We start from the raw sequence: 16776 nt of genomic DNA on the forward strand, positions 1-16776 counted from the left end.
AAGTAACGCGAGATATGGAGTTCGCGGAGTTGGTCCGAGCGATCGGGCAGATTCGCCGAGGACAACATGATCAGCCGAGCGGTATCGTGAGGGAACTGCTGGCGATACAGACGAGCCAACTCGAAACCGTCCATCTCAGGCATCATGCAGTCGAGCACAATCAGCTGAAACGGTTGCTTAGCAGAATTGGCATCGCGCACTCGCTGTAACGCATTCTTGCCGCCGTCGACCAGCGTCGGCTTGAACCCCCAGACCACAAAAATCTCTTCTAAAATTCGACGATTCACCGGATTGTCATCGACGATCAACACCCGTGTCCCCGCCAATTGTCGCAGCTGCCGATCGGGCGACGCTTGCGTGGCGGCAACCGGGAAGGGGGTTGCAAACCAGAACGTCGTGCCTTTGCCGACTTCGCTTTCGACCTCTAACTTGCCTTTCATCAAATCGATCAACTGCCGTGAAATGGCAAGCCCGAGACCGGTCCCACCAAACCGACGCGTGGTCGACGAGTCGGCTTGCGTAAATGCTTCGAGCACCGATTGGATCTTGTCCTCAGGGATTCCAATGCCGGTGTCGGATACTTGAAAGCGGAGCCAAAGCGTTTGTTGATCGGCGGCTTCACCCCGCTTCGTTGGTCGCTTAGGTGTCGGATCGGTTTCGTGAACCGCCGGCATCGGCTCGGTCGTGTTGACGTCGACAAGAACATGCCCCGTCTCGGTAAACTTGATCGCATTTCCGATTAAATTCACCAGCACTTGCCGCAACCGTCCGGGGTCACCCATCAAACGACTCGGCACATCAGGAGCGATGCGACAAAGCAGCTCGAGATTCTTTTCGGAAGCTTTTACCGACAGCGTCTGGCCCGCTTTTTCAATCACGTCACGTGTAGAAAAAGGGATCGACTCGAGCTCAAGCCGATTGGCTTCGATCTTGGAAAAGTCGAGAATTTCGTTCAACAATCGCAGTAACGAGTCGGCAGAATCGCGAACCAGCGTATTGTAATCACGTTGTTCGGGCGTCAGATCGGATTGGGCTAACAGCTCGGACATCCCGATGATTGCATTCATCGGCGTGCGGATCTCGTGGCTCATATTGGCCAAAAAATTGCTCTTGGCCTCATTCGCTTTGGTGGCGACGTCCCGCGCCTCGCGAAGCTGTTGTTGAGACTTGGTCAATTCGGTGATATCGCGGCTGATCCCGAAGGTGCCGATAATTTTTCCCGACTCATCACGAAACGGCATTTTGGTCGACAGGCACCACGTGTCGTCACGGTCGGCCCACGTTTCACGCTCGATGCGATCCACCAGGGCTTCACCGCTTTGCATCACCCGCAATTCGTCTTTGCGAGCCAACAGCGCATGTTCGGATGTAAAGATGTCCGAGTCATTTTTGCCGACGACGTCACTTGCGTTTTCCATCGCAAACTTCTTCGCCATCGCATTGCTGATTCTTAGAAAGCGACTCTCGGTGTCTTTGAAATAGATCGAATCGGGGATGTTATCCAACAGCGTCTTCAGCAGGCTCTGTTCATGTCGCAACTCTTTTTCGGCAACGATCCGCTCGGTCACATCCCAGAACATCACCTGAATGCCGATCACCTTTTCTTGGCTGTCCTTGATCGGACACTTCATCCGCTCGATCCAGCGAGGGCTGCCATCGGTGGAAATCGTTTCTTCGATGCTATGCATCGCCTCGCCACTTCGCATCACGACCTGGTCGTCGGCAACGTAGCTGGCTGCAAGATGGACAGGAAACAGGTCGAAGTCGTCTTTGTTCAGGATGGAGGCGAGCGATTGACCTCGTACTTCGAGATACTTTTTGTTGGCAAACAGCCGCCGTCCTTCGGTATCTTTGATCAGCAAACTGACCGGCAGCGCATCGGCGAGCGCCTGGTACGTCGAGCGTGCATCTGCAAACACGCGTTCAAGGTATCCGCTGTCCTGAGCCATAAACCGCCATCCACTCCCATCACTGCTCGAATTGCAATCAAGCAATCTTTACTATGATGGAATAAAATCGTCATCCAATGTTAAGGATTGTGCGAACTTTGCTAACAATTCGGCAACATGGTCGATATCGGACAACGAAACGACCTCCACCGCTGAGTGCATGTATCGATTTGGAATCGAGACGAGCCCGGTCGCCACCCCTCCGCCGTGGGTTTGCAGCACATTCGCGTCGTTGGGTGTCGCTCGGCCAATGGCGGCGAGCTGGTAGGGGATTGAGTTTTTTTCCGCCAACTGAATCAACCGGTCTGCCACTTTGGCATTGATATTCGGACCGCGGAAAATCACCGGGCCACGGCCGAGGCGGATATCGCCTTGCTGTTGTTTTTCGATCGTGGGGCAATCCGATGCATGAGTCACGTCCACCGCGATGGCGACATCCGGATTGATACTGCCCGCTGCCGTCTTGGCTCCGCGAAGCCCTATTTCTTCCTGAACGGTCGAGACACTATGCAGGTGACAGCGAAGCGAGTCGACCGAGGTCGATGCGCGACGCAGCGCTTCCATGACGGTCCACATCCCGGTTTTGTTGTCCATCCCGGGCCCGCTGACCAGATCACCCAGCAGCGGTCGGTAGCTGAGATCCAAAGTTACCGGGTCGCCGATGCGAACCAATTGCCTTGCTTCGGCCTCGTCTTTGGCACCAATATCGAGCCACATTTCCTTGAGCTGAACGACCTGCTTTCGCTCTTGATCGTTGAGCAAGTGAATGGGTTTGCGGCTGATCACTGCAGGTACGGGGCCGCCGGCGGTCCAAATCGTCATCGATTGGCCAATCAATTGCTGTGGGTCCCAGCCACCAATCGTTTGGGCGTAGAGGAATCCTAATTCATCGATATGCGAGATCAGCATCCCAATTTGGTCGCAGTGACCGGCATACATCAACCGCGGCCCCGACAAATCACCAACGCTGGCGATCAAGTTTCCGTGCACATCCGAACGGACGTTGTCGGCGAAGGGGCGGATGTAGTCGCGAATCAGCGACTGGATCGGCTCTTCAAACCCCGACGGGCTGGGGGTTTCGATCGCGGACCGAAAGAAGGCGTGCTCAGCGTCTTGCATTGAAAAGGTTTCCGTGGATGTCGGTGAATGCTATCGAGCGATAGAGAAAGCGAATGAGGCCGAAGTGCGATTTTTTAGGGGGCATTCAAATCGATTTCGTGGGCAAAGTTTAGCGGAACCGCAAAGCGAGCGGGTAGACTAGAGTAAAAGAGGAAACAGAAGCAGCTCTTGCGAACGTGATGTCGCATCAAAAAACTTGAGGGAAGTTCGCCACGAAACAACGTTTTCTTCGATCTTTTCCCTTGTTTTGGCAGCTCCGAAGGGTCAGTTCGATAACGCAATTCCCAAAAAACGATTGAGCCTAAAAATTTTTTTATGGTTAATTCGAACGGGACAGCAAGTGACTTGGCACGTCTTCAGTGCGTCGAAAGCGTGAGAAACGCAAGAGTTTTTGCAGAACATCCCTGGTGGGCGTTGTGGTCGTCAAAACGCTCTTGACAGGCGAAACCGTTGATACTGCTTTTTCGAGATCAAACGCACTAAAGAGTTGACCCTGAATTACTCGACATTAACTCTCGGATCGAGGTGTCTTTTCTTGACGCGTCGAACACTGCGATTTTTTTGATTCTTCAAAAGCATTGCAGCGATTCTTCGTGAAGAGCAACCAAGACATTAGCCTCGATCTACCCAGGGGGGAATCTGGGAAACGCGATCACCAAAACCATGTTGCATCCGTGTGCTTGGATTGGAGATCCGCGAGTACGAACGACCATTATGGCTTAGGTTTGCAATCCACAGCGAACAAACATCCTTGTTACTTCGGCAAGGGGGTTCGGTGCGTTGGGGGTCCAATCCGGCGATAACGGTTTGTCACGACGGCTCGCAGCTTCTATCCCCTGAAAAACGATCTCATGTGAATGGGTTCGCCTAATTTTTAATAAACAAACCGCGAGGAATCCCGCTCGGTTAGCGTCGCAGGATGCGAGCCGGCTGGCCCGACCCAGCGTTAATCATGACTGTAACTTTGTCTTCGTAACCCACTACGAAAACAAGACAACCGACTCAGGACCGGTTGAACAGGAAATGAAGGACGAACAAGGCCGCTAGATCAATGGTTACCGACGCACCATTGGTCGAGGGAAAATTAAACGAGGCGTTATGGAGTACCTAGTATGAAGGTCTTCACAACTGGACAGGTCGCCAAGATCTGTAAAGTAGCACCCCGAACTGTATCTAAATGGTTCGATTCGGGACGATTAAAAGGTTATCGCATTCCAGGATCTCAGGACCGACGCATTCCGCGTGAGTACCTGATCAAGTTCTTGAAGGAACACGGTATGCCCCTGGGTGACTTGGAAGACGAAGCGATGGCAAAATGCCTGATCGTCGCCCAAGACCAGGTGCTGATCGAGAACCTCAAGCGTGAACTTCCACCCGAAAAAGCATTCAAAGTGGCTGTGGCCGCGAGCGGTTTCGAAGCGGGAATTCAAGCGGAAAGCTTCAATCCAGACTGTATCATCGTCGACTTCTCGATCGGTAAGATCGAAGCGGTTCAGATTTGCCAAAATCTCCGCAAGAACATCGACTTCACCGATATCGTGCTGATTGCTCTGCTTCCCGATGATGGGCAACCGATGAGCTTCGACCGAAGCAGCATCAATGAGACGTTCAAGAAGCCATTCGACGCGCATCTGCTCGCCGAACGCCTGCGAACACTCGTCGGAAGCAAGAAAGAATTAGTCTAGTCAGCAAACAATGGCGGCTGAAGCAAGTCGGTTCGCCGCTGATAGATGATCCTGAATGCCTCGATCAAAGACGTCGCACACCATCCCGAGGTGTGCGACGTTTTTTTATTTTACCAGCTAAACTGGCGGCCTAGTCGCGATAAAATTTATCGCTTTGCAATCGGTCGGCCTTTACCATCGGTCTTCCCTTTCCATCGGTCTGACTGAGCCCTCGATTTTGACTCGCAACGGGACTGACTCTTGTCTCACTTTGACGACGCAGGCAACGCCCACATGGTCGACGTCTCGGCCAAACCCGTGACGGTGCGCGAAGCGATCGCGTCGGCCGAAATCATCATGGCAGCCGCTACCGCCGATGTGATCCGAGGATCCAAAGCCGCCAAAGGCGACGTGCTGGCCGTGGCTCGGCTCGCCGCGATCCAGGCGACCAAATTGACCTCGCAATTGATCCCGCTGTGCCATGCGATCCCGATCGAATCGGTCAGTGTCGATTTCGACTGGAAAGCAAACAGTGAATCAAGCTCTCACGCCGGAGAGCAGCAATCGATTCTGGTCTGCCATGTCCACGTGCGAACATCCGCAAAGACCGGGGTCGAGATGGAAGCGATGACGGCGGCTTCGATCGCCGCGTTGACGGTTTATGACATGGTCAAATCGATCGACCGCGGAATCGAGATCGGACCCGTCGTGTTGGAAGCAAAATCCGGCGGCAAATCGGGCGATTACCGTCGCCAATAAAGGCAGCCATTAGGGCGGAAACGCGGGGCCCGCATCTCCCCCAAAGGCGTCCAAATGGAGATTTCAAGGACGAAGCGTCCCAGCCATTGGTGGCAATCCCCTATCGCCAAAACGGCCTTTTGTTGCCAAGCTATGGCCGGAATTAACGTCGCGGCTAGATTTCGTTAAATTTCTAGCAAGCTAGCGGGGGGATTGTTGGTTGCTTCGCGTGCTTTATTGCGGTTCCATCGGAATGTGGTATGCCGCATTGGCTCGTCCATCCTGTTTCACTCAACGGTTTCGCCGAAATGGATTCGACCTCAACCTTTCACGCTGCTCAATCGACGACGGAAACTCATCGCGAATCTCGCCCTCGCGAATCCAAGGGGACCGAATCCAACGGGACCGCGACCTCGGGTGGCTTGGCCGACCATTTCGCCCAGTTGTATGGACCGATCGCCGCAGAGCTTCTGCGTGTCGAAAAACGGTTCCATCAAGAGCTCCAATCGCCCTACGAGTCACTCGTTCCGGTACTTCGCCACGGCACTCAGTTAGGCGGAAAACGGCTACGGCCGGCGATGTTACTATTGACCGCTTCGGCCGTCGGATCGATCCGCGAGGACCATCTGGTGCTGGGGGTCGTGATTGAGATGGTGCATACGGCCACGTTGATCCACGACGACGTCCTTGACGATGCGGATACCCGCCGGCATGTGCCCACGGTCAATGCCAAGTGGAACAACCACACCAGCATCTTGTTGGGCGACTATCTTTTTGCCCAAAGTTTCCGTTTGGCGGCGACGTTGCCATCGACCGAAGCATGTCGCTGGATCGGTGAAGCGGCACGGTTGGTGTGCGAAGGCGAAATGCGGCAAGTTTTGAAACGCGATGTTTTGGATATCGACGAAACGACCTACATCGAAATGATTCAGGGCAAGACCGCCGAACTTTGTCGAGTCGCCTGCCAATTGGGATCGCATTTCGCCGATGGCAGCCCCGAAGTCACCGCCTCGCTCGCCGAATACGGAGACTCGCTTGGCATCGCCTTTCAGATTGCCGACGACTACCTCGACTTGTGGGGCAGCGACGAGCGAGTCGGAAAGACGCTCGGCACCGATCTTCAGCAAGGCAAAATCACCTTGCCAATCATCCGCCTTTTGCAAACCGCCGACGAAGCGAGACGTAATCAGATTTTACAATTGCTGGCCGAACCAAGTCGTCGCCGTACCGAAACGATCATGCCTTGGTTGGACCAAAGCGATGCTCGCGAATACACCCGAGAAACCGCTTTGCAATACCAGCGCAAAGCGATTGCGGCGCTTGGCGTGTTGGCGGAATCACCCGCCAAAGCGTCACTGAAAGCGATTGCCGAATTCGCCGTCAATCGCCGGTTCTAAGGATACTCATTCGCTTTCGAGCGAGCCGCTTGCGTTTAAGTGTCGTCGACACTGAGTCGCGGCGTGGGGCTAGCCGCTCGGTTGAGGCGAGTAAAACGTTCGGTTTAGACCGGGCGGCCCTGCGCCCAATGCCATCTACCTTCTTAGTGGGACTCGCCAGAGTTCCTGGTGTTTCAACAGCAAAGATGGGAATTCTGGCGAATCCCACTACTTGAGCATCTCCAGTGATTGCCAAAGTAGATGGCATTGGGCTCGCGCCGCTCCGCTATAAAAAGTTCTGTTTCGCGGCGGCTAGACGACTTCCCAGCGACCGATCTGGCCGTCCCATAGGTCGACAAAGTACATCTCGCCGTCGAGCCCCTGACGCATATCGACCACGTACTGGGCTCCCGTGGTAAAGATAGACACGTCGGTCACGTTTCCATCGGCGTCCACCGAGGCACGTCGCACAATGCCTTGGCCCAAATCGTTGAAGATGATGTCACCTTCGTACAGCAATCCAAGGTCGCCGCCGCGAATCACATCGCCCATCACGATCGCATTGATTCCATCGCCGGCGTGGCTGAGCGAAATGATCGACGGAGTTGCTTCACCACCGTTTGCCAAAAACTGCTGTCCCGCAGGAAGTCCCAAGTAGCCTCCGGGCGTCACGATGTTGTATCCCTGTCCGCCTTCGTAATAGGGCCAACCAAAGTTGGTGCCTGGGTCGCCGGTGTTGATTTCTTCCCACGTGGTCCAACCAACATCGCCGATGAACAATCGCCCTGTGGCGTCGTCCACGGCGATGCGGAACGGGTTGCGTAGTCCCAGTTGATAGACTTTCGATCGATTCGCATCGGCGTCGCCATTGAAAAATGGATTATCCGCCAAACCCTCGCCTGTAAGCGGATCGATTCGCAGCACCTTTCCGGACAAACTATCGATGTCCTGAACACGCACCGCACGCGGATCCATTTGATTGTAACTGGCTCCATCACCGATCGAGACAAACAAACTGCCGTCGGGGGCGAACTCGAGCGACGCAATCGAATGCGTCGTACTATCGCTGTTGATAAAGTCTTGAATGTACGATCCGTCGGGATTTTGTCCCGCCGGCGGCTCGGCCATGTTCGTGACACTGTTGGTGAACGCGTTGAAGTTGTCCCACGTGCTCGCGTTGCCAAGCAGTATCGTTTCGGATCCGGCAACCATCGTCGTAAAGTTCGTGGCCTCGTCAAGCGTGATCCGCATCAATTGCCCCACACGGTTCCCCGTTCCGTCAGGCCCCGCGTAGCCGTTACCGACATGATTCCAAACCTCCGGTGGATCGTAGGTATACAGCAAGTACATGTAGGGGTTGTTTTCCAAATCGGGATGCACGGCAACATCAAGCAAACCACGATCCGACACATTGTTGACGATCCGTGAGATGTCAATGATCGGAGCCGACACCAGTTGCCCATCGCGGTACACTTTGACGACTCCCGCTTTCTCGGACACGTACAGATTGCGACCATCGCCAGACCAATCGATCGCTGTCGGTTGGTTCAAACCGCTATGCACAATCTTTGTCTGGATTTCGCCGGTCGGCAGCACCCCGGGATCGGCAACCGGGGCCTGCGAGTTCATCCACCACGATTCAATTCGGTGGCGGTTAGGCCGGTCATAGTCGGCAGCGGAAAAGCCGACATACATTTGACTGCCAACGATCTGATCAAGTGCGACCGTCGCCCGGACGTTCGCCAAACCTGGCTTCTCGGGCGTATCGGAGACGTACACTGCGAGCACGTTACTGTCACCGTTGTAATCGACCCATGCGTAGTAGACGCCGCCCAGGTTGAGGTTGATCGGGGCCGGCGCCTGAGCCAGTGCGTTTTGCACATTTCCGTTCACGACGATTGCAATTTCATCGCCGTACTTGTCGAAACCATTTTTCCAAGTATCAAACTCGATCGCGACGCTGTTGGCCAGTCCACCGTAGCCGAGTCCATAGGATCCATACCCGATCGCATCCGAACCCGCCGCCGAATTTTGCATCACAAACGCAATACCATCCGCCCCTCCGCTGCCCCAGCCCTGGTCCATCTGGAAGCTAAAACTGGTTTGGAACGAAGAGCTCGACGTGACATCGATCGAATTGGAATAGAACGCCGAACCAGCTTGGTTGGCGGCATCGGACGTCAATTGCAGATAGCCGCCGCTGAACGACGCGTTTCCGTTGAGATTGATGAAATCGGGCGAGTTGAAATCAATATAGGTCGGAAGTTGCTGCTCATCATCCAGGATCGAGATCGTCGCGGTTCGCGGCACGCCCAGCTCGGCATTGACGGGGTTGTCAATCGTTAAAACAAACGCCTCGAGTCCTTCTTCTAAATCATCGTTTAACAGCGGGACCCGGATTTCGGCATAGCGTTGCCCGGCTTCGAATTGCAGCACACCGCTGGTTTGCAAATAGTCATCGGATACGGTCGCCGCTTGGCTGCCGGTTTTGTCATAGGTTTGGTAGTTGATCGAAGCGGCACTGGATGCATTGCCCGTCCGAACGACTCCGATGATTGCTTCGCCGGCCGATTCGTTCACGGTGATTTGCGAGGATTGCAATCCGAACGTGCCGGGACCACTGTTACTTGGATCATCGGGTAAATCGAGATTCATCGACCACGACAAAATCTGATGCGCATTGGGCAGATTGTAATTGCTGGCGGTAAAGCCGACATAAAATTGGCTCCCCAGCGTGGCAGCCAAGTCGATGTTACGCACCAGCGTCGGAGTGGTTGGCTTTTGGTCATTTTCAGACAGATAGACACGTAGCGTGTTGGTGATCCCATCGTAATCGACCCAGGCATAGCCCACGCTACCGGAGTTCAGATTGATCGGCGACGCGGCAGATCCCAGCGAGTTCTGAAAATCTCCATTTAGATTCACCGAGACCTCGTCGTTAAACAGATCCCAGCTGTTTTTCCAGGTATCGAATTCGATCGCAACGCTTTTGCCGATCCCCCCGTAACCGAGCCATCCTCCGTTTCCGCCGAGTGCCCCTTGAGCTTGCGGCGAATTTTGTAGAACAAACGCAAATCCATCCGCCCCACTCGCTCTGGAGCCGCCGTTGATGGCGAAGGAAAAATTTGATTGGAACGAGGTATTACTGGTAAGCTCGATCGCGTTCTCATAAAAAGCTGATCCGGCTTGATAGGGAGCCGCCGAGGTGATTTGCAAACGCCCGTTTGTCACCGAGGCACTACCGTTGCGTGTGATCAGGTCGTCGGTATTAAAGTTGGCAAAACTTGGCAGCGACTGCTCGTCATCCAAAATATTGACGACCGCGGATTGAACGCTGCCAAGCACCGCACCACTCGGATTGGAGAGCGAAACGGTGAACGATTCCAGCGACTCGGCGTCCGCATCATCAAGAATGTTGATCACAATCTCGGCGACAGATTGATTGACGCCAAACGACAACGTTCCGCTTTTGGCAGTATAGTCGCTGCCTGCAATCGCGGTTTGATTGTTTGTTTCGTAGCGGACCGACGCCACCTGAGACAAATCCCCAGTGCGACGCACTTGCAGTACGACCTCGCCGTCATTTTCACCAACACTGACTCGGCTGCTGTCTAAAACAAATGTGGGCGACGGAGGCGTAGGAGCTTGTTCGTCCACGTCCATCGCCCAGGACACAATGCGATGCGCGTTGGGCAGGTTGTAGTTACTTGCGGTGAACCCGGCGTAAAACTGGCTACCAACCACTGCACGCAAATCAATTTGAGTCGTCAAACTTGGTGACGCTGGGCGTTGGTTTGTATCGGAAACGTACACCGTCAATTGATTGGTTGTTCCGTCGTAATCCACCCATGCGTATTTGACCGAGCCCGAGTTCAGATTCGTTGGTGCGACAACGGCGGCCCGTTGATTTTGAAAGTCACCATTGAGCGTGACTGCAATTTCATCATTAAATTGGTCCCAACCGTTTCGCCACGTATCAAATTCGATCGCAACACTTCGTGAGATGCCACCATACCCGAGCCATCCGGCGCCACCACCCAACGCACTACTTCCGCTAGGTGAGTTCTGCAGAACCAATGCAAAGCCGTCGGCACCACTGGCACCGACCCCGCCATTAATTTGAAAGGCAAAACTCGTTTGGAACGACGTATTCTCAGTGACGTTGATCGGCGAATTAAAGAAAGCTGATCCGACTTGGTAGGGCGAATCGGATGTGACCTGTAAGACACCTCCCGTGATCGACGCTCCGCCATTCAGATTGATTGGGTCTCCGGAGGCAAAGTTTGCGAAACTAGGCGTGGCTTGTTCGTCATCGAAAATCGTCACCGTCGTCGATTGACGCGTCCCCAACACGCCTGCGTCGGGATCACTCAACGAGACTTGAAACGATTCGGCCGACTCGGTTTGATCATCATCCAAGATGGTCAATTGAACCTGAACAACCGATTGGTTGGCTGCAAAATTGGCGATGCCGCTAACCGCAGTGTAGTCGCTGCCGGCGGTTGCCGATTGGTTGCTGCTTTGGTAGCGAACCGAACCGGCTTGCGAAATGTCACCGGTTCGCACGATTTGGAATTGAGTTGTCCCGGCCGATTCCCCTACCGAAATCTGACTTTGTCCGACTGCGTACGTAGTGACGCCACCGTTGCCATAGTCATCCTGGATATCCATCGACCAAAATCCGATTTTATGAGCATTCGGCAAGTTGTAATTGCTGGCGGTGAATCCGGCAAAGAAACGATCACCAAGCTGAGCTTGCAAGTCCACGTTGGTGACCAGCGATGCGGTGTTCGGTTTGCTATTGGAATCAGAAACGAAAACGCTAAGCGTATTGGTCGCTCCGTCGTAATCGATCCACGCATAGCCGACGGAGCCTGAATTGAGGTTCATGGGCGACTGCGATGCAGCGACTGGCGTTTTGAAGTCGCCATTGAGGGTAACCGCGATCTCGTCGCCAAATTGATCCCAGCTATTTTTCCATGTATCCAGCTCGATCGCGACGCTACGTGAAATACCTCCATATCCCAACCAACCTGCATTGCCGCCCACGGCGTCGGCACCCGGCGGCGAGTTTTGTAGGACAAAGGCGAGCCCGTCGGCGCCACCCACGCCGGCTCCCCCGTTCATCTCGAACGAGAAGCTGGTTTGAAACGACGTGTTTTGGCTGAGCGTGACGGGAGTCGCAAAGAATCCGGATCCGGCTTGGTACATCGCCGCCGAGGTTAGCTGCAACTTACCGTCACCGCTGATCGAAGCCCCGCCATTGAGGTTGATGGAATCGGCCGACGAGAAACGGTCGAGGTTTACCAACGACGTATTGACCGGCAGCGTATGTTGGTAGCGTGCCAAAACGGTGGCTTGAAATGCGAGTCCCGATTCGATTTGACCGATCGTCTTTTCAAGCGTCCAATTCGCTCCCAGCGTTCTCGCCCCGCTGGTGTCGATCGACGCCGCCACGTCGGCGCCGGTCAATTTGGCGATGCTTTGCATCAACGCTTCGCCGCCACTGCCCGAGCCCACCTCGCATCCATACAGCAGAATGTCGGCGTTGGGTGCGAGCGAAAACGACCACTTGGCCAATTGATCCGCACGAGCAGAAACCGCTGCGGCGTCGAGGATCTCGCCTGCGAGTTGCAGTTGCCCGGCGGCTCCATGGCTGACAATGTGAATCGACGCAACATGATGCCGACGTGCAAGTGTCTCGGTGATCTGTGAGATTGCATCTTGGTTGGCCGACAACAGGACAACTTCGGCATCAGGCGAAGCGGCGCTGGCAAGCAGATCGCCGTCGGCGACGGCCGAATCGACAAACACAATGCTGCGTGTCGAAATCGAATCTCTGGCATTCTCGCTGGTGACGTTCCCGCTGCGATTGACGTTCGTCGTTGCCGCGTCGGCCGGTGATGAAACCGCACTCTCCGCAGGTGGTCCGACCTCGACAAAATCGACGGATGTAGCGACCGCAGCACCTGCGTCGCCGGCAAGCAACACGCGTGGCTCTAATGCAGCCAGCGTCCAAGTCAAACGATCACGACGCTGAGTCCGGCAGCGGGTGGCGGACAATCTACGACGTCGCAGCGGGGGAAGCATGGCGTTTGACTCCAAAAAGCACAAACTAATTTGAAAGAGAGGGCAAGTGATCGGATAAGAAGGACTTCACACGTTATAGCGAATTTTCCGACGACTTATTGTCACCCAACATGACACTCGCCAAAACAACGAAAGTCAAGGTTTTTGTTCAAGCATTCATCACAATCCGGACGAAGCTGACCGTTAGGAAGTGCGCGATCGCTACCTTCGGAATGACTCATCCGACTGATGACATCGGTGTGCTCTATCGCCACAAATTCGCCAGAATGGCTGAAGTGAGACAAGGATGTATGACTACGTAATCGTGGGAGCCGGATTCTTTGGTTCGGTCTTCGCAAGACGGATGACCGACGCAGGGTCAAAGTGTCTGGTGATCGAAAAACGGAGCCATATCGCAGGAAACTGCTATACCGACGACGTCGGCGGCATCCACGTTCATCAATACGGCCCCCATATCTTTCATACCAATGACGAAGGCGTCTGGAACTTTGTCAATCAATTCGCGCGCTTCAGTCGATTCAGCTATCGCCCCAAAGTCAATTTCCGGGGTCGGATGCTCTCTTTCCCGATCAATTTGACAACACTGCATCAACTGTGGGGCGTCAAAACACCCCAGGAAGCCGAGCAGCGGCTGGCCGCCGAACGTGTGCCAATTGAATCCCCCGCCAATCTCGAAGAATGGGTGTTGTCACAAGTCGGCCAGGAAATCTACGAAACGTTTGTCTACGGCTACACCAAAAAACAGTGGGGCCGCGAACCCAAAGAATTGCCCAGCTCGATCATTCGCCGCTTGCCGATTCGATTGACCTGGAACGATGACTATTTCAACGACCGATTCTGTGGGATCCCCGAAGGCGGCTACACCCAATTGTTCAAGAAACTGTTGGCAGGAATCGCGGTGGAAACCGACGTCGACTTCCTGAGTGATCGCAGCCGATTCGAATCACTTAGCAAACGCAACGTCTACACCGGCCCGCTGGATCGATTGTTCGAATACCAACTCGGAGCCCATGATTGGCGTGGGCTGAGATTCGAACAACAAGTCATCCAAGTCCCCGATCATCAGGGGATCGCGGCCATCAATTACACCGACGCTGAAACGCCGTACACACGCTGTGTCGAGCACAAACATTTTGATCCTGTGCAAAGCGACCATACCGTGATCACGCACGAGTACCCTTCGGATTGGAAGGTGGGCGACGAGATGTACTATCCCGTCAATAACGAACAGGGCGAACGATTGCAGCAGCGTTATGTCGCGATGTTGCCGGACAACTATTTGATCGGGGGACGCTTGGCAACGTATCGCTATTACGACATGCACCAAGTGATCGCTTCGGCAATGCACTTGGCGGACAAGGAAATCTCGCGTCGGTCGGGACGCATCCTACAAATACCCGAGCATGCATCGCCGATTCGACGAGCGGCCTAAATCCAAAACGGCTCGTCCGTCCCCCGTGGCGATTCCGGAACGCCGCACCAAGCGAATCTTGTGGAGAAACAAAATGCAGCGAGAGCAAAACCAATCAACGCAGCTTCCATGCCAAGCTCGCCCTACAATCTCGCTTGCCAATCGGTTCTCGGCACTGAAGCACCGTTTGCAAGGCAAACCCAATGTGCGGCCAATCGGGGCCTACCCCAGTTCGATAATCGATAGCCAGGGATGTGAATTTGGCTATGAAATGTTCTACCACGTCCCCTACGCTTACCATCTTGCAAAAATCGGTTGCCTGCAACGCACCGTCAGCTGTCTGGGGACCGAGTGTTTCTACTTTTTCTCACCCGACCATCACGAACGGTACGACCGACGTCAGTTTGTGAAGTACATGGATTCGATTGCTCAGCAACCGCACGAGAGCCCTGATGCGAATCGCTGGGAACCGCCCAATTTCGCGGTACATTACCGCAACAAAATCGAGCTAAATTTTCCCAAACCACTGTTGCTGGTTTTCAACAAGTACAACATCGAATGGGATCATCCTCCGATCAACTTTTTGTCCAAACCGTTCCTCGATCGTGTCGTTCAAAAAGCAAGTGATCGTTTTAGCATCGTCTATCTACGTCCCACATCTCACATCGTTCACGATCATATGCCGGTTGGAAATTTGAACGAGAAAGAGCAACTACGTGAGCAGGGCGTCGTGCTGGCCGAAGAGCTTTACGAAAACTATCGACACATTTCGTTCAATGAATTCCAGCTTTGCCTGCTCGCGAATTCACAGCACAGAATTTCAGTCCAGGGCGGTGCCGCCTACATGAACGCGTTGTTCCCGGGCCAATTGATGCTGCTGCATCGCTATGGCGGTGAGCAACTGCATGGCAACTACGTTGATTTCCCACGGATGGGCGTGACCGATTTCACGGTCCACAACAACGAGTTCGATATGTTGGACCGGCTGGACTACTTCAAATGCTCGGCCCGCAACGCGGCCTAACGCCCACTCTGAATTGAGTGCTTGATACGGCTTATTGAAAAACGGCATTGATGAGCCGTGGGCCGTAAGGCACCGGGTAATGCGTGGAACCCGACCGCTGACGCGCGAGCGGCTCAATAAATCAACAAGCCGCGAGCGGCCAAACGGCTAACGGGAATTCACCCAATGATTCCTGACTCCCTGCTCTCGCATAACGGGCAAAGCGTCACCGCAGGGCTCGTGTCCTTCCCAGGACATTCGAAACGCCGAAGTTATTCCGAACGTTCTAAGCGGCACGACGCGTCAGCGGTGCGTATTGCCGAGCGAACTGGATGACGTGGCGGAACCGCAATTTGCCGCGACTGAACATCATCCGATCGGTTGCCAGATCCTTTTCGACCGACCGGCTCACATGTTTCGGATGCTCGAGCGTCTGAAATTCGTACGTGGGCAAATTCTCAAACGGGCTCGAGTGGGCTGTGTGAGTCGCGTCTTCGCCGAAACCAATATTAGACACCAGGTTCTTGGTTGGTAGCGCGGTCAAACCGTGGTTCATCCAACACGCCAACAGCCAAGTGAAATCCCAGGTATCGATTTTGCCCTCGTAAACACGGTCAAACGTCCGCGTCCAATAATCTCGTTCGCTCAACGAGTGACAAAACGTTTGTAAGCCATCGCGATCGCGAAAATCGGGCCATGCCTCGAGCGTGCCTTCGAAATGCTGCCAAGCACGACGCCACGTCGCCCAGCCCCAACAGTGCAGATATTTCGAGAAGTAATAAGAATCTGCCCGGTCAGGTTTCCCCCGCTGAAAATTGTCGCCGCTGATCGCCATCACGCGAGTGTCATCGCGGTAGCGATCGAGCAGTTCGCCGCAAAAACGAAAAAAGGTTTGGTTGGGGACGCAGTCGTCTTCCAAAATGATCGCTTGTTCGACCTGTTGAAACACCGCTGTGATGCCGCTGCTAACGCGTTTGGCACAGCCTAAATTGGTATCCGAATAGATGCGTCTGATTTCGCAGGGCCAATCAACCTGCTCGGCGATTTGCCGCGACTGCGCTACCAACTCGGCTTCACCGTTTCGCTCGACTCGGGGGCCATCGCTGATAATGAACAAGATCCTAGGACGCGCCTGTCGAATCGCCTCAAACGATTGCCGCGTCTGCTTAGGACGGTTGAAAACGATAAAGGCGACCGGTGTGTCGAGCATGGCGATTGCGAGCGAGAGGCGGAACAGTTTTGCACGGGAACGACCGTCGTGGTCTCTACAGATTCACTCGTATCATCGGCAAAAATCGCCCCTCACCATCACTACAACTTGCCAATGCGACACGATCCGCAGAATCGTCAACGTGTCGATGCTTGCAAACGAATTTTGTCTTCGCGGTGTTAACCGCGACCTACGTTTCATGCAGGGGATTTCCTG

9 protein-coding genes are annotated in these 16776 nt (G+C 54.3%); 5 read left to right on the forward strand and 4 right to left on the reverse strand.

Features of this window, described 5'->3' with window-relative positions; translation table 11 throughout:
- A partial coding sequence (locus tag RMSM_RS32695; RefSeq protein WP_008707839.1) for a hybrid sensor histidine kinase/response regulator occupies window positions 1-1949 on the reverse strand: 1949 nt, incomplete at its 3' end.
- 51 nt (window positions 1950-2000) lie between these two features.
- Window positions 2001-3068: a M42 family metallopeptidase gene (locus RMSM_RS32700; protein WP_008707840.1), complete on the reverse strand. Its 1068-nt coding sequence runs from the start codon at window positions 3066-3068 to the stop codon at window positions 2001-2003.
- Between the two features lie 1112 nt (window positions 3069-4180).
- Between RMSM_RS32700 and RMSM_RS32705 the strand changes: the two genes are divergently transcribed.
- The 3 genes from RMSM_RS32705 to RMSM_RS32715 all read left to right on the forward strand — a co-directional run bounded on the left by RMSM_RS32705 (window position 4181) and on the right by RMSM_RS32715 (window position 6867).
- On the forward strand, window positions 4181-4753 hold the full coding sequence (locus tag RMSM_RS32705; protein WP_040770725.1) for a helix-turn-helix domain-containing protein: 573 nt from the start codon (window positions 4181-4183) through the stop codon (window positions 4751-4753).
- Between the two features lie 240 nt (window positions 4754-4993).
- Window positions 4994-5491, forward strand: a complete 498-nt coding sequence (moaC, locus tag RMSM_RS32710; protein WP_008707843.1) for a cyclic pyranopterin monophosphate synthase MoaC — start codon at window positions 4994-4996, stop codon at window positions 5489-5491.
- Between the two features lie 239 nt (window positions 5492-5730).
- Entirely contained in the window at window positions 5731-6867 is a 1137-nt protein-coding gene (locus RMSM_RS32715; protein WP_008707844.1) for a polyprenyl synthetase family protein, read from the forward strand.
- A 291-nt stretch (window positions 6868-7158) separates the two neighbouring features.
- Here the strand turns inward: RMSM_RS32715 and RMSM_RS37650 are convergent, their stop codons facing one another.
- Complete coding sequence (locus RMSM_RS37650) at window positions 7159-12936, reverse strand: Calx-beta domain-containing protein (RefSeq protein WP_081614422.1); 5778 nt, start codon at window positions 12934-12936, stop codon at window positions 7159-7161.
- Window positions 12937-13222: 286 nt separating this feature from the next.
- Between RMSM_RS37650 and glf the strand changes: the two genes are divergently transcribed.
- Both glf and RMSM_RS32740 read left to right on the forward strand, forming a co-directional pair.
- The gene (gene glf / locus RMSM_RS32735) at window positions 13223-14368 is read left to right on the forward strand and encodes a UDP-galactopyranose mutase (protein ID WP_008707847.1); all 1146 of its coding nucleotides are present in this window, start codon (window positions 13223-13225) and stop codon (window positions 14366-14368) included.
- Entirely contained in the window at window positions 14340-15371 is a 1032-nt protein-coding gene (locus RMSM_RS32740) for a hypothetical protein (protein WP_052031916.1), read from the forward strand. The genes glf and RMSM_RS32740 overlap by 29 nt, the downstream gene beginning before the upstream one ends.
- Window positions 15372-15636: 265 nt before the next feature.
- Here the strand turns inward: RMSM_RS32740 and RMSM_RS32745 are convergent, their stop codons facing one another.
- Window positions 15637-16560: a hypothetical protein gene (locus RMSM_RS32745; RefSeq protein ID WP_008707850.1), complete on the reverse strand. Its 924-nt coding sequence runs from the start codon at window positions 16558-16560 to the stop codon at window positions 15637-15639.
- Window positions 16561-16776 lie beyond the last annotated feature (216 nt).

Source organism: Rhodopirellula maiorica SM1, from assembly GCF_000346295.1.
Classification (GTDB): domain Bacteria; phylum Planctomycetota; class Planctomycetia; order Pirellulales; family Pirellulaceae; genus Novipirellula; species Novipirellula maiorica.